This window comes from Candidatus Nitrotoga sp. 1052 (assembly GCF_927312905.1).
Lineage (GTDB): Bacteria > Pseudomonadota > Gammaproteobacteria > Burkholderiales > Gallionellaceae > Nitrotoga.
The window spans coordinates 32,659-51,385 of the sequence record NZ_CAKMHQ010000078.1; the positions used below are offsets into that span (position 1 = coordinate 32,659).

Consider the following 18,727-nt stretch of genomic DNA (forward strand, 5'->3'; position numbering starts at 1 on the left):
GTCCCGGGCGTGAGCAGACACCCACCAATAAACTCACCGCACGGGAGCGCGAACACCTGCTGAACGTCGTCAATTCGGATGAATTCGGCAGCCTGCCGCCCAGTCAGATTGTGCCGATACTGGCTGATCGTGGATAATTTATCGATTAGCAATCAATAACTTATATCGTAATTGTGGATGAAAATCAGCTCTGGCATCGCGGTGCCGAACGCCCTGCGCAACAGCAACGCCAGCCGCGTGCGCTCTTTGCTACCGCACCAAACGAGTAAGGTTAGATTGTGATCGCGAAGCGAGCCACAATCTGAACCGTTTGTTGTACAACCCTCACTTCCTGTCAACAGCTGCCCGTTAAGCCTGAAGAATCATATTTAAACAATGACTCGAACTTGTTGTAAATATAATTGCTCCACTTTTTTTCGAGCCCATGGCGTTCTGCGTAAAAATTTCAAGCTGGATTTTATGCTTGGATCGTGAGTGAAACATCGCACTGGCACAGCGGCGCCCATAGCTTCCCATCCCATGTTCTCGGATAGTTGTGTAATGATAGTTTCCAAGGTGATACCGTCCAAACTGGGAGTCTTTACTGTTTTTTTATTTGCATCCATATTCACATTTTACATGTGATAGCTGGACTTGAGCATTTACAATGGTATTCCTTTTTTCAGTATGTACTTGTCATGACAGACCCAGTTCGTCTCTCAAAACGCCTTGTTGAATTAATCTCCTGCTCACGCCGGGAGGCCGAACTTTATATTGTAGGTGGTTGGGTTATGGTCGATGGACAAGTTGTGGACAAACCGCAGTTCATGGTGTCGCAGCCGGAGAAAATCGAGCTCCACCCCGAAGCTAGTCTCGTTCCGGTTGCGCCAGTGACCATTTTGTTTCACCAACCGCCTGTCGCAGGCATGGATGCCAACTCAGCACAGCAACTTATTTGCGCCGATACGCGGGCGGTTGACGACCTATCCGGCATTCACATCAGCAAACAACACTTTGCTCGACTGCAGCAAGGCACACCGTTAGAGAAGAATGCTAGCGGCCTGTTAGTATTTACCCAGGATTTTCGAGTGGCACGCAAGCTGTTCGATGATGCAGCCACGATTGAGCAAGAATATATTGTGGAGATCGCTGGTGAACTGCCCCCCGATGGGCTCAAGAAACTCAACCACGGACTCAGTTTTAATGGTCGGGCACTGCTCCCGATCAAGGTCAGCTGGCAAAACGAAACACGGCTGCGCTTTGCCCTCAAAGGGGCGCAATCTGGCCAGATCGTACATATGTGTAAAAGTGTCGGGCTACAGGTGCTGGCCATGAAACGGATCCGGATCGGGCGAATTTCGATGGCCAAATTGCAGCCCGGGCTATGGCGTTATTTGATGCCGTATGAGCGGTTTTAACCCTGAATGTTGCAACAGCTGGCGTTTATTCTGTACGACTGATCCGATCAGAATGTCTGGTGTGGCTGTCTGGAGAATTGATCCACCTCCACAACCACTCAGCACTGTGGCGTATTTCGCGGCCTTTCACTTATACAAAGGCTAGACAACATCGACACTGGCGGCCGACCAAAGAGGCTGGCCAGTCGCTTCGAGATAGGTGAGGTAAGCCCGCAGGTCAAATTCCAGCTGATGATAATCTGGCTCCATATGCCGGCACAGTTGATAAAAGGCTTTGTTGTGCTCGCGTTCCTTGATGTGCGCAAGTTCGTGAACAACGATCATGCGCAAAAATTCAAGCGGCATCTCCTTGAACAATTCCGCTATGCGGATCTCACGCTTGGCCCTAAGTTTTGTGCCCTGTATTCGCGAAATGCTGGTGTGCGTGCCCAGTGCATGCTGAATGACATGCAGTTTGCCGTCGAACGCCACCTTGCTCAGCTGCCCGGCGTTGCGTAGATACTTGCCTTTGGCTTCCAGCACATAGTCATAGAGCGCCTTGTCAGAACGCACTGCGTGCGCATGCGGATACTTCTGCAGCAGCATGTTGGACAGCAGGTCTTGTTCGATAAGCCGCTGCACTTGCTCAGCCAGTGCTATAGGGTAGCCGGCAAGGTAACTTGGCGTAGATTTTGCGTGCATAGCGGCATGTCACGATATGGCAGATGGAGAGATTTTAGCGATATTCGTCCGTCTTTTTAACCGTGTCAGACAGCGTGCTTTTTTACCCACGCGACATAGTGGTCCATCCAGTTCTGGAGAAATTTTTTGCTGGCTGTACCGATGTCGCCGGCCTCGTCAAACAATCCATCCTTTACATGGGTAAATGCTTCGGGCTGTCCAAGCGTTGGCATATCCAAAGTTGCCAGAATGTTGCGCAAATGTTGTTGTGCCATGGCCGTGCCGTTGGCTCCGGGAGAAGCGCCCAACACACCAGCGGGTTTGCCCGCCCAAGCGCTTTGGCCATAGGGACGCGAAGCGTGGTCGATTGCATTCTTGAGCACTCCAGAGATAGAGCGGTTGTATTCGGGTGTTACAAACAGAATGCCTTGCGCCGCCGCAATTTCGCCTTTCAGCCGCTTGACGGACTGGGCCTGGTTCGCGTCGTCGTCCTGGTTGTAAAGCGGCAAGTCGCCGATTTGCAATTCTTTGAATGAGAAATCCGGTGGCGCCAATTTTACAATGGCGTTAGCTAGCTTGCGGTTGAATGAATCCTTACGAAGGCTACCAACGATAACGGCAATTTGGTATTGGTTCATGATGATCTCCTTTTAAATGATACAGATGAACTTAAGGGCGCCTCTAAAAATTTAAGTTTCTAGGTAAACAAGACACGAGTAAAAAATTTGAGCGCTGCGTATAGTTGATATGTAAGCGATAATTTTTTTGAGTAACGCCGTATTGTGACGAAAATTGTATTTTTAGATCGGTTCTCTCAGTTTCGCTTAGTATTATCTCCATCATGAAACGCATCGGCCAGAAATGCCATGCCCTCATCCCACGAAGCTTTGTCTGCTGCAGCGTTATAGGCCAACGGCAGTTTGAACTCTTGACCATATTTATCTGCGTCCGGATTGGTGAAGCTGTGCTTGGCGCCGGGATAAGTCACCGCTTTGTAAGTCACGCCCGCCTTCTCCATCTCCATCTTGAAGGCGGCGACCTGCGTAGCGGGAATCATCGGGTCGTCTTCGCCAGTGAAGGACGCGATTCGCGCCTTGACCTTGCCCGCCGCTGCCGGAGATTCTGTTCCCAGGCCACCGTGGAAGCTTATCACCGCCTTAAGAGGTTCACCGATGCGCGCCATGTTCAATACTACCGAACCACCAAAACAATAGCCGATGGCCGCGATGCGGTTTGAATCCACGGTCTTTTCCTTGCTGATCAGACTGTATGCGCTATCGAATCGGGCCTTGGCGAGGTCAGTGTTCTTTGCCACCTCGCTGGCAAACTTGCCTGCATCGTCCGGATGATGCGCCTGTTTGCCGTCGCCATACATATCAACTGCCAGCGCGGTGTAGCCACGTTCCGCCAACATACGAGCGCGTTTGCGCGCATATTCGTTGTGCCCCCACCATTCATGCACTACCAGAATGCCTGGACGCTTGCCTTTTATGGCATCGTCGTAAGCGATATAACCCTTGAGAATGGTACCGTTGGCGCTATAGGTCACTTCCTTACCTTGCACGGTAGCGTAAGACGCAGAAGTTGCAAACATCAGGCCCGCGAACAACAGAAATTTATTCATAATTCTCTCCAAAAAATTAGCTTGTTCAGTTTTTTCTTGAACCTCAAAATGGAACACGTCTGGCAGCGCGAATATGCCAATCACGCGGAAGCTAAAATCGATATCACTTCATACATCGTGTAATTCCGTAACTGTAATCGCTTACACTTGATAGTGGGCAATTTATAGCCCGAGGTCTTTAAGCAGAACAGAGCATCTAAAAGACCTACCGTTGTGTCAAAAATTACTTGACTACCACATTCTACCACTATAAGTCAATGAATATAAAGCCTGTATTATCCGATGAAGTTTGCAGAGCACTGGCTGGATTGGGACGTACTGAAGATGTTAAATTTTCTCCAGATGGTCGACGTCTTGCGATCGCCGGATTTAATTGCAACAAGATTCTCATACTAGAAGTAGATTTTGATTTTACTGATATTCATAAAAACGTGGTCATTAGCGATTTCGTGGAAATATCATCCCTTAGTTTGAAAAATCCGCATGGGCTCGCTTTCTTGGATGACAAAACTTTGATAGTGGCGAATCGCAAAGGAGGAGCATCAGTACTGAAGCTGCCTCCGCGTGGCGCGGTGAATAAGATAGTTGAACTACCAGAACTTGGAGTAATCCCGAGCAACCTGTGGCTTTATTCGCCCGGATCTGTATCTGCAATCAGTTTAAAAAATGGGCTGTATGATGTTCTGATCTGCAATAATTATGCTCATTACGTTTCTCGTCATATCTTGGATATGACTGAATCTTTAACAGTCAAACATAACGAAATTCTGTTGGCCAAGGGCCTGGACATTCCGGACGGGGTGTCGTTTAGCAACGATGGTCGCTGGATTGCAGTAAGCAACCATGGAAAACACTGTGTCTTTTTGTATGAGAATACTCCAGAACTAACACAAGATAGTGAACCATCAGGCATATTGCATGGTGCATCTTTCCCGCATGGCGTGCGGTTTATAGCGGAAGACCGATTCATTCTGGTCGCAGATGCTGGCGCTCCCTTTGTACATATCTACGAAAAGAGTGGTGACTGTTGGGCAGGTAGATTTGACCCAGTCAATTCGTTCAGAGTAATGAACGATGGGGTTTTTAAGCTGGGCCGAAATAACCTTCAGGAAGGAGGTCCCAAAGGTATCGACGTGAACGAAGACATGAATGTGCTCGTAACAACTTGTGAACATCAACCATTAGCATTTTTTGATCTTCATGAAGCGCTTAAAAGGAGGAGGGGGGTCGAATCTTGCCAAACATCGGTCCCGCCGAGGCGCCTGCAAGCTTGTCCCTGCGGTAGCGGAAAGCGCTATAAACACTGTTGTGGAGAGGTTGATACCCTCCCGAAACCGATTGCTTCTAGCTCGTTCCGTTCAATCATGGAGTCTGCGTTAGCTGCACAGCGCGCTAACGAGCTTGAGAGTGCAGAACGTCTATACCTGGAGGCGCTCGAGTTGAGGGGCGACGATCCCGATGCGCTGCATATGCTCGGGGTCGTTCTTTACTGCCGACACAGAGTTCGGGAGGCCTCAGGACTGATACGACGCGCAGGCATGGCAACCCAGTGGCAACTTCCAGGCATCCTCTTTAATTACGGCTTGGCACTGGGCAGTAGAATGCTGGGCCGTGACACGGCAAGGGGTGCCAAGCTGCGACAAGAATACGACTGCTGGTTTGTTACAAGACCTTATAGGTCGGGTTATGAACCCCTGGTAAGTGTTGTTATTCCTTCCTACAATCATGCTTCGTACATCGAACGTTCTTTAGAATCGGTATATGCGCAAACCTACCGTAATCTTGAATTAATCATAATTGATGACGCCTCAAGCGATGGGTCGCCTGACATTATTAGAGAAAAGCTGAGGAGTTGCCACCTGCCTCACCGATTTGTTGCTCGTGGCACCAACTTGGGTGCCCATGCGACGTTAAACGAGGCCATAGCTCTTGCTCAGGGAGAATTCATTAATCCGCTTAATTCAGATGATCTTTTCGAACCCGGACGAATCGCTGAAATGGTTGAGAAAGTCGCGCGAAGTGAATTTGAATGGGGGTTTTCAAAATGTATCTGCATGGATCCACGTAATCAGGTCATTACTCCCCTAAAAAATAATCGTGCTTACATTCTTTCCCGGATAGAGGAGAGTCTCTCCTCATCGGATACGATCGGTAGTGCCTTGCTGGGAGCGTTAAATCCAACTGTTTCGACAGGGAATCTTTTCTTTTCCAAATCGTTATATAAAAAACTGGGTGGATTTCGTGATTATCAATCGAATCACGACTGGGATTTCTGTCTGCGTGCTTTATGGTATGCCGAACCGCGCTTGGTATCGTCTAATTTGTATCGTTATCGGCTGCACGAAAATAATACTATTCGGAAGTCGCTACAGCGGAATCGCGAAGAGTACGGCAGATTGTTCGCTGATTACCACGACAAAGCTATAACTTCTTTGCCAGACAATGAGTTCGCTCCGGCCAAGGCCACCGCTGGATCAGCGTACCTGGCTAAAGTACTTGCCGCAGGCCAGATAAGTTTGCCTCAAAAAACCCTGACTGACCTAGATGATGAGCTTACGCGACAGGAGGATGACTCACTTCTCAAATCTGATATCGGTGTTGGAGAGGGGTTGAATCTTGTTGGCTATTTCAGGGGGGAGTCTGGTCTTGCCGAGAGTGTGCGCACCATGGCGGCAACCTGTCATGCCAAAGATATACAAGTCAACATTCAGGACGCTGGCGTGATAATGGAGGGCAGACAAAGCAACCGAAGTATGGATCGCTTCCTTACCAGCGATAATGATCAACGGACAACACTTTTTTACATGAACCCCGATCAGCTCGAATCCGTATGGCGACGATATTTCGAGCGAGGAGACCTCCGGGAGCGTCGAGTGATCAGCTACTGGCATTGGGAAATTGATAAGTTTCCGAAAAAATGGCAACCGGCACTCGAGTTAGTCGATGAGATTTGGGTTGCAAGCGAGTTCGTGGAACAGCTCGTCAAACGTGTCACAGATAAACCCGTTGTCCGAATTCCTCACGCAATAGATGTGAAGATTTCGCGACCGTATTCGCGTACTGAATTTGCGCTCCCGGATGATCGTTTTCTGTTTCTATTCAATTTCGATTTTTATTCTTTCGCAGACAGAAAAAATCCTTGGGCTACGATTGAGGCTTTCAGACGTGCTTTCCCGATTTTTGAAGACAGTGTAGGTCTGGTTATCAAATGCCACCATGGAGAGAGGCACTTAGAAAAATTTATCTTACTTCAAAAACTTGCTGAGCAGGATCCCCGCATTACCATTCTTGATTGCCTTCTTTCCCGTGAAGAGATGTATGGGCTGCAAAGTGTTTGCGATGCCTATGTTTCGCTGCATCGTTCCGAAGGGTTCGGCTTGGGAATGGCTGAATGCATGGCCCTGGGCAAGCCGGTTATAGGCACCGGCTACTCGGGTAATCTAGAATTCATGGATAGCGAAAACAGCTGTCTCGTCAATCACACCCTGATACCCGTAAAACCGGGTCAATTCATTTATTACGAGCCCGGTTGGATGTGGGCTGATCCAGATGTGGATCATGCCGCGGAGTATATGATTCGGTTGTTCGAGGATCCCGACTATCGCCAACGTATTTCAGCTCGCGCGGCAGCCGATATGTCGGCTCGATATAATCACCAAATAGTCGGAAAAATCATCAAGGATCGACTAGATCATTTAAATAAACGGTGACAAGCTTGAAAATCAGGGAAGGCATCGTTAAACTGCGTGACCTTCTTAAAACTTAGAGGGCAGAGTCCTACCAAGCTTAGTAACAGACTCTAAAAAAACTCAAAAAATATGGCACGCGAAGAACCAGCATTCAAACTCAAAATTACCAATCTCTCTTTATTTGTACTCTATGTCAACACAACCGACATGGTTCAACTAAAAAATCAGTTGGATACGCGTTTTAATAAAACGCAGGATTTTTTCTCCAATACGCCTGTGGCTCTTGATCTCTCTGCTATCGCGAATAGCAATATTTCACCAGACTTTGCCGGCCTTATTTCATTCATGCTGGATCACGGCATGCATGCCACTGGTGTTGTGGGCGGGTCCGCTGAACAGCGTGAAGCCGCCGTACAATCAGGCTTGGGACTCTTCCCTGACACGATTGTCAAACCCGCAGTAAAGACGGCACCGATTTCCACGACAGCCTCGGGCATTACTCCTGATGCAGAAAAAGACAGTCAGCCCGAATTGGGATTGGCGATAGAAACTGCAGCGGGCGAACCCAATAGCAGCAACATCCTTGACTCAGATACCCAACTTCAAAAACCAGCTTCCCAAGTACTGCCCACTTTCCGTCCGACCATGATAATCAACAAACCAGTTCGCACTGGTCAGAGAATCTATGCCGAAGGTGCCAATCTGGTTGTACTGGGCGTAGTCAATGCAGGCGCCGAACTGATTGCTGACGGAGATATTCACATTTACGCCCCGCTGCGCGGTCGTGCGATCGCGGGTGCTCAAGGCAACGAGAATGCGCGTATTTTCATACATAGCCTGGAGGCAGAATTAATTTCCATTGCTGGCTGTTTCAAGGTATTCGAGAACGGCATTCCCGAAAATTTGCGCGGCAAACCCGTTCAGGTGCATCTGGATGGCTCTGATCTGATTATCGAGCCCTTGCTTAGCTAAAGGAATTCTTTAGTATCCTCATTTACAGGTAAAATACACCTAATTTTGTTCAGGAATATAAACGTGTCTAAAGTTATTGTAGTTACTTCAGGAAAAGGTGGTGTAGGTAAAACCACGACCAGTGCCAGCTTCTCTAGCGGCCTCGCCCTACGGGGAAACAAAACGGTTGTCATCGACTTCGATGTGGGTTTGCGCAACCTGGATCTCATCATGGGCTGCGAGCGCCGTGTGGTGTATGACATCATCAACGTCATCAACGGCGAAGTGTCCCTTAAACAGGCACTCATCAAAGACAAGAACTGCGACAACCTATACATTCTCCCCGCATCCCAGACACGGGACAAAGATGCACTCAACCTGGAAGGCGTTGAGCGCATTCTTAACGAGCTAAAGGAAAGTTTTGACTACATCGTATGTGACTCCCCGGCAGGCATCGAATCAGGCGCATTCACCGCAATGTATTTTGCCGATGAGGCTTTGGTAGTAACTAATCCGGAAGTCTCGTCGGTGCGGGATTCGGATCGCATTCTCGGGATTCTCGCAGCCAAATCCAAACGTGCTGTGGATGGTCTCGATCCAGTGAAAGAACACTTACTGGTTACTCGCTACGATCCCAAGCGGGTTGAGGCTGGGGAAATGTTGTCGGTTACTGACATCCAGGAAATCTTGCGCATTCCCTTGATTGGCGTGATTCCCGAATCGGAATCAGTGCTCCAGGCCTCCAATGCTGGCACCCCAGCTATCCATTTGGATAAGAGCGACGTGGCTGACGCCTACCGAGATGTAGTGGGGCGCTTCATGGGCGATGAAGGATTGCCTATGCGTTTCGTTAGCGTAGAAAAAAAGGGGTTTTTCAAACGACTGCTGGGAGGCCGCTGAGATGTCCATGATTGCTGGCTTAATCGGCTACCTGCGTGGTAACGAAAAAAAAACTGCCGTCGTCGCTAAAGAACGGTTACAGATTATTCTAGCCCACGAACGTGCCGGTAGGGGAGCACCCACTCCAGATTACTTACCTGCACTCCAAGAAGAACTCATGGTTGTGATTGCAAAATACATTCATATAGATCGTGAATCAATCAATGTTCAATTAGAAAAGCACGGCGATTATGATGTACTTGAGCTTAACATTACATTGCCGGACAAAATGCGCAACAACCGATGAGTATTCTTCTGGGCTTGCAGTTGCAGTATTCATAAACGCCACCCTTCTCCTTTCTTCCCGCATCACTGAGAGGAAAGCCAGGGTATAACGTTGCCCCGGCTTGCGTTGGACCTCATTAGTGCTTATCGCCAACTGAGTCCTTGATTGTCTGGGCACGCTCCAGATGGGCGGCAAGGGCGGTGCGAACCTTTACCAGTAGGGCTTTCAGCTCTTCATTCTTCACGTTGGGTACCAACTTGGTGTCAGCCACATCAATGATATTTTGTTGAAGCTTGATTTCCGTATCGATATAGGCTTTGTCGAATTTCGTGCTGCTGAGACTCTTCAGCTTATCGAGGTCAGTTTTGCCGTCAGCTTTCAGGCTCTTGCTGACGGTGTTATCCTCCGGGGTCATGTTAAGCTTGGCGGTGAGGTCCTTCACCTGTTTGTTGACGTCAGTGTGCTCGTTGACCATGCGGCGTGCGAATGCGAGCACATCTTTGTTTGATGCTTTCTTTTTCGCGAGCTTGCCATTTTCAATATCAACCTGATTGGCGGTCACAACAACGTGGGCGATTTCCGCATCACTGAGTTCGCCCTTAACATCGGGCTCGGCCATGACAAATGGGGGAAACATCAGCGCGACTGCAAACACGAATACTTTTTTCATTCCAATCTCCTTATTGATGGTTAGTTATGCCGCGTTTAGCGGCAAGATATGCCGAGCGCTTACTTGGCCAAAAACTAATCAAAAGTTCTGGCCCCGCCATGATGGCGAGGTAGCTGACAGTTTTCTGTTCGCTAGCATACAAAGCCCCCTCTAAATTAATGCGAATATCTAACCCATTCATCCTATGCCATGATGAAATCGTCTTTTGGAATGCATTACTTCAAAGTATGTAAAAAACGTTGCTTTAACCATCCTCCAATTCTTCTATAATTTAACATAATATACATTATGCGAAGTACGTAAAATAGTAACAATTAATATTATCAAAGCGTTGAAAAATAGCGTTAAGGTGTTTAATGAGATTTTAAACAAAAGGAAAAATCATGGACTTATTCGGGGAAATTTCAGTAACTGACTCTGATATAGAATTATGGCTTGATAGCATATTGGCCACCTATATTAATCGATCGAACGCTGCGAGCATGAAGCTTCCAGATCATCAAGCGAGCTGAGTTAATGTAATTTTTTTCAGAGTGCAAAGGCGTAGCCTCCCCGTAGGAGCGTCGCGAATGCGTCGTAGTGCCTTAGAAAAGTTAGATCCGAGAGTGATTCCGAAATCAGCGTAACACTTCCGGCAGATCGCTTTTGATTTGTTTGCTATTTTTGTATTGATGCACCCGAAGGGATAAAGCTGGGTGCTGGCAAACTAAAATATTATTATCTTAGCCCTTCTTGTTTTTTGCAGAACTTGCAAGTATTTTTGAATTAAAATCATTTAATGCTTTAGACAACGATTCCTCGTTGTCAGAAATACCTTTTAACGTATTTTGACAAAACTCAATCAAAGTAGATGTAGGTAGGATTGCCTGAAATGTAATTTGGCGAAGCTCCTTGCCTGTTTTTTCATCTAGACCTACAGTTGAGTGAAATTGAATTTTCGAGACAGGTACGCCAATCATAACCGCCATTCCCTCAGCGAATATTTGCTGTGCAGATTGCGCAGACTCGGGGATTATAGTGAAGTTTGGTTCTACTTTTTTCGCACTCATCATACTATCCTCATATTCTGTTAACTAAATATTGTCAAATATGAACTCTGTTGGGTGTCTATCGGAATCCTTGTTAAGCCCATATTAGTTGCTGATGCGTTTATCACGGCACAGCCGTGAGCAGTTATCATGCCTTGGATTGACCCGTAATACACGTTACGCGTAGCACTGATTTCGGCAATTCTCTCTACTGTCTGAGCAACTAATGTTCTTATGAAACTTGCCGCAGATAATACAGAAATCATATATAGATTTAGGCTAACTCCTTCGAGATTTGCTTGATTCCATAAATGGGAATGAAGCCACTTCGGCATTCGAAGTGTCACTCGCCCACTAAAATCCTGTTCTGCATTTTGCACATATGGCAATGGGAAGGGTCTAGCGTCCTCATTGGCAGCCTCATAAAGTGACTCAATAGCATCTACGGCTAATTCATAAGCTGCCGAATAGCTATCTTCAAAAGCAACTACATCAGGCAACTCAGTAACAGTTCCTTTATAAATGTAGTCTTCGCCACTTTTTATTCGACGAACGACTATCCCATATGAGTGAGGGTCAATAACTTCAGTTGTAATGCGTTTTGATGTCATTTTCTAACCTTTCTAGTACTTCAATAATAGTATCGATGTACCATTTTTTGACCTGGGCATCTTTTCCGTGTCCGCAGTCATAGTTGCTACCGAAAAAATCAGGGATAGAAGGATGGCTAAAAGTTTTATGGTTCCCCTTTTTCCCATCGCGCACTATAAATCCAAGAGCCTTAAGAATAGCCTTAACTTCACTGCATCTAAGGTTGCCAGCCGAATTTCGCAACTTTCCTAAAGCGGCATCATAATCTAATTTTGCCAATTTCGCACCATATATAGTGTCACAACCCACAATAGACAAGAGCGGTTACCAGTGTAAACGGCAAGAAAGGCCGTTTTCGGAATCCTGCATATGCAAAATCCAACATATTCACCATGTAGACAACTAGCAATAGTGTTGAGGTAAGCTTTGATAGCCAGTTTCGAATCATTGCCCGCGAGGATTGCCTGTCACTGGTCGTTATCTCTGAGACGCCGGCGACTCGGCCGCGAATCGAGTATTCAGGCCTTGAGTTCGCCGATACCAGTGTCATTCGGATGACATCGTGTGGGTTAAGCAACAGTGGCTGGACAAGAACGACGCCTTCAGCTATGTCGATCTTTGGCTCTAACGACGTTGGTGTAGTCGCCCCAAGCTGGACCTTTACTACCCCAGACGGGCTAGTTACAGCAATTTTAAGAGGTCCTTCGAAATCTGTGGCAAGAATTGGTCTTGATCCAGTGTTCGAAAGTTCAAGCACAGAGACATACGGATTGCCCAATATTTTTCCATCGATAGACACCTGCAACCCTTCCAGCTTACCTAATCCTTGTGGCTGTATCTCTACAACGATTTCCTAGATTTTTTTGTGTGCCAATAACGCTTTGCACACTGAGCAGAATTTTCAAAATCTTTATGTATATACTTGGTCAAATACCCGCTTAATTTGTCAGACTTTCAAACTGCCCCCTTGCTACCCTAGCGCTTCGAAGATGTCCTTGAGAAACCATAATCATGGCTTGCGTTCGATTTGTGGTAACCAACCAGTTATACCCTCTCCGCCATACGCTCCACGGGAGTATTCATCCCGCTTGCGCCTGTTGAAGTCTAAATCCCAGTCCGTAAAGACTCGAAAAGAGGTGGTGTCAACCGGCTGGGATTTCATATTTGATACTTTTGAGTAAAGGTCCATAGCGCCTAATGGGGCAAATGGCTTCAATAGATAATCAACCGCATCTTCTCTTTTGCCAATGCTATTGGATTTCTGCGATTTGGCAGTAATAGGTTTAGAAGCAAAGATCACATTAGCTGAGACTTGTTGAACATAATTTTCACTGCCCTGCCCTGATATGACTGAGATGCCGGTTTTAGGAGTGATAACTGTATTGTAGAAAACATGTATAGCGCGTGGAATATCATTATGTGGCTGAATTCGAATCGCATCCCCATGGCCATTGACGAAAAGGTTGTTATACAAGGCAATGTTCCCTTCCCCCTGAAAGAGCGCTTCGGTAGGGTTTTGATAGAAGAAATTGCCATAGATTTCATAAGTATCTTTCGATCCATTTCCTTTCACGGGCCAGTGTCCCACGAGCACATTAGGCCGCGCTAATGGCCCGGTAGCTGCGCCCTTCTCCTTGCTAAATACGTTGTGGCGGATGATTGTAACGCTCGGCTCGCTGGGCATACCCGGAATCTCCGGTCGCGCATTCTGATGCTTGATTTGCAAGTTGTAGCCAATAGTGTCAACGATTAAATTGTGCTCAATCAATCCTCCCACAAATGGTGCGTTGCCGTCGGAGTTGCCGAGATAAATTCCGGTGCCGGCACCCCAAATTGTGTTACTTCGGATAACCCAGTTCCACGCGGGACACTTTGTCGAAATGCCCACAGTTTGCTGGTTATTGCCATGACCCTTGATAACCAGATTTTCCAGCGTGATGTGGTGAGCCCAGTCAGCGTGTCCTTCGCATTTAACGCCGTCCACAGCCATGCCCTGCCCATCAAGTTCCAAATTACGGATAACAATGTAACTGGCGTTAATGATGCTAATCGTATTGTTTCCAGGCCTTGCCAAAAAAACAGGTAAAGGACCATTGGACGGGCCCATTATGATGACCGGATTGTCCTTATTCCCGTGCAGCCGATGCACAGGCAAACCTTTTTTGTAAATGCCGGGCTGTAGCAAAAGAGTATCGCCTGGTTCCAGCCGCGAAAGCAATTCACGATAGTTATCGGCGTCAGCTGTAACGATGCTGGCGGCCTGTAATATTGGACTGAACAGGAGCAAGAGAAGAAAAACTATGCGTCGCAAGGAAATACAAAACATATCTTGATTTATTACGAAATATTGATGAGAATGACAGAGTAGCAGATGCAGTTTGCGTTAAAGCAATTTGATTGCTGACCGCGCAAAGTGCTTGTATTTAAATCAACTCATATGAAATTTAAGTTCATGTTCACATAGTATTATGCTTTTGCATGGAAAATGATTTATTGGCCACTCGCCCTGCCCTTGCACCTACGGCTACACCTATTTTTTTATTCCGTCATGGGCAGGTAGGTCTCCTGCCACCGAAATTTTGTTTTCATTAGCCGTGCCCTGAGCGGCGCGCCGCATTCTGTCATTGATTGCAACCCACTCTTGCGTAGAGGGAGGTGCTTCAGCCAAAAGACGATCGAAACGGGCGTGGTCAATACGGTGCAGCGTCGCATAGAGCTCGCGCCCATATTCATCAGCCAGCAGAGGCATCTGAAAACTTGTTATTCCACCACTGCCTACACGCTTGCTATTATCGCTCAGATTAAGAACCGCCACTTTATAGCCCAGATTAGCCAGTTGATGTGCCCGGCGCCACAATTCGTCTGCCGGATGGATTTCAATTGGAGTTGTGGGGGCATAGTGTGAGGCCAGCATGCCGGAAGCATGCACCTTAGAAGCAGCCGGTTGAGCCAGCAAGATTTTCTTATTGAGTGTGTCTTCAATAGCTTCGACGGAAAGCCCGCCGGGCCGCAATAACACAGCCTCTCCATGCGCTAAGCTTACGATGGTGGATTCCACACCGATACGGCATGGGCCTCCATCCAGAATCATACCCACCCTGGATCCCAGTTTGTCATGCACGTGTTGCGCTGTAGTTGGGCTTACCTGTCCAAAACGATTGGCCGATGGGGCTGCAATTCCGCCGCCGAACGCACGCAGCAGAGCGGTCGCGACTGGGTGGTCTGGCACACGCAGACCTACGGTGTCTTGCCCGCCGGTGACCTCATTCGGCACTTGGCTGGATCGTTGCAGGATCAAGGTCAGTGGACCCGGCCAAAATGTTTCTGCAAGTCGCCATGCAGCGTCGGGGATACTCTGCGCCCAAGCTGGTAGTTGGGAAGCTGCGGCAATATGAACGATTAGAGGATGATAGTTTGGTCGGCCCTTGATCTCAAAAATCTTTCGCACTGCAAGTGGATTGGAAGCATCCGCCCCCAATCCGTAGACAGTCTCCGTGGGAAAAGCCACCGTCTCGCCTGCCCGTAGTAATGCTGCGGCAGCTTGTATCTCGTCATTCGGGATAGTATAGGAATTCACAGTGTTTTGTTTTCATCCTGCATTCGGTCGGCTTGCCCCAGTTCCGCCGACGACTCATCGCCCGAATAGGGATAACGTACATGGCCCAAACGAATTAGGAACACTGCCAGCGTCAGCATCAGGATAGAGCCAGTTATTGCGAGCATGCGCCAGTCATCCAAGGCTTTCATGTCCAAGATCAGGTAGCGCGCAAGTGCCACCATGCCGATGTAAAGTGGGAAACGCACTGGCAGCTTGCCTGAGTTGTAATACAGCCCGACCATGGCGAGCACTTCCAGGTAGAGGAAAAGCAGTAACAGGTCGGTAAGTGTCACTTGTACTGCCCGTACCATAGTCATGGTCTCGCTCGCCATGGCGAACACTGTGGCAATGGCGATGACTAGCAAGCCGATATGTTCGACCAGAGAAAGAAGTCCCTGGTTGAATCTTTTAATGGTTGTTTTTTTCAATCCGTTAGCACCTCAATGATGTAAAACGTGAACTTAAAATATGGGTAATTTAGTTTTTAACAACTTGACTTTACAGACCCATTTTCTATGGCCTGACCTTTACGATGGATGAATGTGCGGCGCTCACAAAATACTTCCGATAACTGAAGGTAACAACTGATGGCAAGAAAAAATGTTCTGGTTAAAGGGCACTTCTAAAAATCCAATTTTCGTCACAATACGGCGTTACTCGAAAAAAATTATCGCTTACATATCAAGTATATGCCACGCTCAAATTTCTTACTCGTGCCTTGTCTTGCCTAGAAACTTGAATTTTTAGAGGCGCCCTAAAGTGCATCTAAAACACTAGCAGTGCATTGTAGCGCACTTGGCCGGGGTGACGACGGCGCTGTGCGCCAGGCCGCTTTGACTGTCCACGCCAATGTGCAGCTTCATGCCAAAGTACCACTGTTGCCCCTTGCGAGTCTGGTGCATTTCAGGATCGCGTTTCTTCTCGATGTTCTTGGTTGAGCTGGGGGCCGCGATGAGGGTGGCATCGACAATCGTGCCGGTCTTGAGTGTCATGCCGCTGCCTTGGAGTACGCGTCCGACATCGGCGAAGAGTTGCTCATTGAGGTTGTGCCTCTCCAGCAGTCGGAAATCGGTAATGGCTGTGGTCAGGCGATCAATCTGACCAATACGGCGATCCATGGCGGAAAGCAGTAATGCACCCAGGTCAGAGGATATCTCCCCGCCTGTGAAGTCGGCGCGGATCGTGTAGCCAGCAGCGGGAGGAAATTGGAGTTGTTCTGGGGCAAAATTAGTAGCAGGGCGAGTACAAACAGTTATTTTTTACGAGACTGTTTTTATAAAAAACATATTATATCAAATAGTTATTTTGTTATTCACCCTTTCTATGCAAAATTCAGGCTAAATACTCTATACACACGAACTCAAAAATAAACGACGAAAATTTGTTGTAGTAGCACGTCCCACCTCTGAAAGAGAAATGCCACGCAATTTGGCTATTTCTTCAGCTACATGCTTAACATAAGCAGGCTGGTTGAGTTTGCCGCGATATGGCACCGGGGCGAGATAGGGTGAGTCAGTTTCAATCAATATGCGCTCAAGTGGAATATGCCGTGCAACTTCTTTCAGCAAAATAGCATTCTTGAAAGTGACGATACCGGAAAAAGAAATGTAGAAGTTCATCTCAATAGCTGCTTGGGCTACTTCCAGGCTTTCGGTAAAACAGTGCATGACGCCGCCAATCTCGGCAGCGCCTTCTTCAGCCATAAGACGCAGGGTGTCCTGAGCCGCCTCACGGGTGTGAATAATGAGAGGTTTGCGGCACTCGCGCGCAGCGCGAATATGTGTGCGGAAGCGCGCACGCTGCCACTCCAGATCACCTTTTAATCGAAAATAATCGAGGCCGGTTTCCCCGATAGCAATGACTTTAGGGTGTCGTGCCAGCTGTACCAGCAGCGCTTGCGTTGGCTCGGTAGCTGATTCGTGGTCTGGGTGCACGCCAACAGAAGCATAGATATGCTCATATTGCTCCGCGAGCAGTTTAATTTGAGGAAAGTCTTCTAAATTTACCGAAACGCACAGCGCGTGAGAAATTTCATTCTGGCGCATGTTTGTCAGAACTTCATCGAAGATTGCGGTTAGTTCCGGAAAATTGATATGGCAATGCGAATCTATAAACATAAGGTGTTATTTAGTAATAAGGTTTTATGGCGCTCTTGGTGATCATCCAGCGTCATCTATCAGCTCCCAACATCATGTGCCGGTAAGATAACAGAATGGATTCAAATAATAGCTTGGGATTCAAAGGATGCAACGCCTCGCGTTTTGCGATTATTAACTCATTTTGATAACGCAGCAGATCGAACATGGCAATGTTACTGGATAATTTTTTTATTAAATCATTAAGATGGTCGTGATATCTAACCTTTCCCGTGAGCTTTGCGCTGCCTAGATCGTAGCACCACTGCTGCAACCAATGGATGACATGAAGCGGTTCTGTGCGTTGCAACTGTTCGGCCAAAGCAAACACATCGAACTTGGCAGGTTGTCTGATTTCTTGCAAAAAAAGGTTGTACTCTCCTTCCTCTATAGCTTCTTCAGCCAGGCTTGCCGCTAGTAACGGGGCAAATCCGGCCCGTGCCAACATCGCTACTGGATTGGCATATTTCTGCTGTTGCAGCCAGGTAGAGCTGGCCTCGAGTGATGGCATTGGGGCCGCGAGAGTCAGGCAACGGCTTACGATGGTGGGTAGCAATTGCTGTGGTTTATGGCTAACCAAAATTATCAACATCCGGTCGGGTGGCTCCTCCAGCGTTTTGAGCAATGCATTCGCTGCATTGGCATTCATTGCTTCCGCGGGATGAATCAGCACTACACGATGGCCACCCTGATGTGTGGATAGATTGATGAAATTCGCGAGCGAGCGCACTTGATGAACAGAAATCTCTTTGCTAGGTTTTTTCCCTTTCTTCTGTTGTTCGTCGAGTACTTCTTCAGCGATTCTCTTTGTCCAACTCTTCAATATCAAAGATGCTTGAGAATCACTGGATTCCTGCATTTCGATCGACTGTGCGCCCGATAGCAGCAAACGAAAATCAGGATGAGTACCTTGTTCAAACCAGTGACAGTACGTGCAATCTTGGCAAGCCAATTTGCTACCAAGTGATTTTTTGCATAGCAAAGAGCGGGCGAGATTCATGGCGAAATTTAACTTGCCTATTCCTTGCGGCCCTTTCAATAAGATTGCATGCGGCAAACGTGCATGCAATCCGATCCAGCGTTGCCAAAGTTCATCTTGCCATGCGTACAGTTCATTCATTAACAAATTACATTATTCAAAAATAATAGAAGTAAATCACTTACGGGCACCTCTAAAAATCCAATTTTCGTCACAATACGGCGTTACTCGAAAAAAATT

The 18,727-nt window shown here is 47.5% G+C and carries 18 protein-coding genes and 1 pseudogene; 5 read left to right on the forward strand and 14 right to left on the reverse strand.

Going from position 1 to position 18,727, the window contains the following annotated elements; translation table 11 throughout:
- Positions 1 to 368: 368 nt before the first annotated feature.
- Entirely contained in the window at positions 369 to 605 is a 237-nt protein-coding gene (locus MJ768_RS13760; RefSeq protein WP_239292529.1) for a VF530 family protein, read from the reverse strand.
- A 72-nt stretch (positions 606 to 677) separates the two neighbouring features.
- Here MJ768_RS13760 and MJ768_RS13765 point away from each other — a divergent pair, with 72 nt between their 5' ends.
- Positions 678 to 1,397, forward strand: coding sequence for an rRNA pseudouridine synthase (locus MJ768_RS13765; RefSeq protein ID WP_239292530.1), 720 nt, complete (start codon positions 678 to 680; stop codon positions 1,395 to 1,397).
- A gap of 141 nt (positions 1,398 to 1,538) precedes the next feature.
- Here the strand turns inward: MJ768_RS13765 and MJ768_RS13770 are convergent, their stop codons facing one another.
- The 3 genes from MJ768_RS13770 to MJ768_RS13780 all read right to left on the reverse strand — a co-directional run bounded on the left by MJ768_RS13770 (position 1,539) and on the right by MJ768_RS13780 (position 3,681).
- The gene (locus MJ768_RS13770; RefSeq protein WP_239292531.1) at positions 1,539 to 2,078 is read right to left on the reverse strand and encodes a YgjP-like metallopeptidase domain-containing protein; all 540 of its coding nucleotides are present in this window, start codon (positions 2,076 to 2,078) and stop codon (positions 1,539 to 1,541) included.
- A 65-nt stretch (positions 2,079 to 2,143) separates the two neighbouring features.
- A complete protein-coding gene (locus MJ768_RS13775) occupies positions 2,144 to 2,695 on the reverse strand; it encodes an NADPH-dependent FMN reductase (RefSeq protein ID WP_239292532.1) in 552 nt (183 codons plus the stop codon).
- A 176-nt stretch (positions 2,696 to 2,871) separates the two neighbouring features.
- The gene (locus tag MJ768_RS13780; RefSeq protein WP_239292533.1) at positions 2,872 to 3,681 is read right to left on the reverse strand and encodes a dienelactone hydrolase family protein; all 810 of its coding nucleotides are present in this window, start codon (positions 3,679 to 3,681) and stop codon (positions 2,872 to 2,874) included.
- Between the two features lie 257 nt (positions 3,682 to 3,938).
- Here MJ768_RS13780 and MJ768_RS13785 point away from each other — a divergent pair, with 257 nt between their 5' ends.
- The 4 genes from MJ768_RS13785 (at position 3,939) to minE (ending at position 9,507) form a co-directional block, all read left to right on the forward strand.
- Positions 3,939 to 7,391: a glycosyltransferase gene (locus MJ768_RS13785; protein ID WP_239292534.1), complete on the forward strand. Its 3,453-nt coding sequence runs from the start codon at positions 3,939 to 3,941 to the stop codon at positions 7,389 to 7,391.
- Positions 7,392 to 7,499: 108 nt separating this feature from the next.
- A complete protein-coding gene (gene minC / locus MJ768_RS13790; protein WP_239292536.1) occupies positions 7,500 to 8,342 on the forward strand; it encodes a septum site-determining protein MinC in 843 nt (280 codons plus the stop codon).
- A 63-nt stretch (positions 8,343 to 8,405) separates the two neighbouring features.
- On the forward strand, positions 8,406 to 9,221 hold the full coding sequence (gene minD / locus MJ768_RS13795; RefSeq protein ID WP_239292537.1) for a septum site-determining protein MinD: 816 nt from the start codon (positions 8,406 to 8,408) through the stop codon (positions 9,219 to 9,221).
- A 1-nt stretch (position 9,222) separates the two neighbouring features.
- Complete coding sequence (gene minE / locus MJ768_RS13800; protein WP_239292539.1) at positions 9,223 to 9,507, forward strand: cell division topological specificity factor MinE; 285 nt, start codon at positions 9,223 to 9,225, stop codon at positions 9,505 to 9,507.
- Between the two features lie 115 nt (positions 9,508 to 9,622).
- Here minE and MJ768_RS13805 read toward each other — a convergent pair whose 3' ends face one another.
- The 10 genes and pseudogenes from MJ768_RS13805 to holB form a co-directional block, all read right to left on the reverse strand.
- The gene (locus tag MJ768_RS13805) at positions 9,623 to 10,156 is read right to left on the reverse strand and encodes a DUF4142 domain-containing protein (RefSeq protein WP_239292541.1); all 534 of its coding nucleotides are present in this window, start codon (positions 10,154 to 10,156) and stop codon (positions 9,623 to 9,625) included.
- Positions 10,157 to 10,878: 722 nt separating this feature from the next.
- The gene (locus MJ768_RS13810) at positions 10,879 to 11,208 is read right to left on the reverse strand and encodes a hypothetical protein (protein WP_239292542.1); all 330 of its coding nucleotides are present in this window, start codon (positions 11,206 to 11,208) and stop codon (positions 10,879 to 10,881) included.
- Between the two features lie 17 nt (positions 11,209 to 11,225).
- Positions 11,226 to 11,795, reverse strand: coding sequence for a toxin-antitoxin system HicB family antitoxin (locus tag MJ768_RS13815; RefSeq protein WP_239292543.1), 570 nt, complete (start codon positions 11,793 to 11,795; stop codon positions 11,226 to 11,228).
- On the reverse strand, positions 11,770 to 12,054 hold the full coding sequence (locus MJ768_RS13820; protein WP_239292544.1) for a hypothetical protein: 285 nt from the start codon (positions 12,052 to 12,054) through the stop codon (positions 11,770 to 11,772). The genes MJ768_RS13815 and MJ768_RS13820 overlap by 26 nt, the downstream gene beginning before the upstream one ends.
- Positions 12,055 to 12,784: 730 nt before the next feature.
- Complete coding sequence (locus tag MJ768_RS13825) at positions 12,785 to 14,101, reverse strand: hypothetical protein (RefSeq protein ID WP_239292545.1); 1,317 nt, start codon at positions 14,099 to 14,101, stop codon at positions 12,785 to 12,787.
- A gap of 204 nt (positions 14,102 to 14,305) precedes the next feature.
- On the reverse strand, positions 14,306 to 15,352 hold the full coding sequence (locus MJ768_RS13830; RefSeq protein ID WP_239292546.1) for an L-threonylcarbamoyladenylate synthase: 1,047 nt from the start codon (positions 15,350 to 15,352) through the stop codon (positions 14,306 to 14,308).
- Complete coding sequence (locus tag MJ768_RS13835) at positions 15,349 to 15,801, reverse strand: phosphate-starvation-inducible protein PsiE (protein ID WP_239292547.1); 453 nt, start codon at positions 15,799 to 15,801, stop codon at positions 15,349 to 15,351. The genes MJ768_RS13830 and MJ768_RS13835 overlap by 4 nt, the downstream gene beginning before the upstream one ends.
- Positions 15,802 to 16,161: 360 nt before the next feature.
- Positions 16,162 to 16,455 (reverse strand): annotated as a pseudogene (locus MJ768_RS13840) (transposase); the annotation flags it as partial.
- 264 nt (positions 16,456 to 16,719) lie between these two features.
- Positions 16,720 to 17,490, reverse strand: coding sequence for a TatD family hydrolase (locus MJ768_RS13845; RefSeq protein WP_239292548.1), 771 nt, complete (start codon positions 17,488 to 17,490; stop codon positions 16,720 to 16,722).
- 52 nt (positions 17,491 to 17,542) lie between these two features.
- Positions 17,543 to 18,628, reverse strand: a complete 1,086-nt coding sequence (holB, locus tag MJ768_RS13850) for a DNA polymerase III subunit delta' (protein ID WP_239292549.1) — start codon at positions 18,626 to 18,628, stop codon at positions 17,543 to 17,545.
- Positions 18,629 to 18,727: the final 99 nt, after the last annotated feature.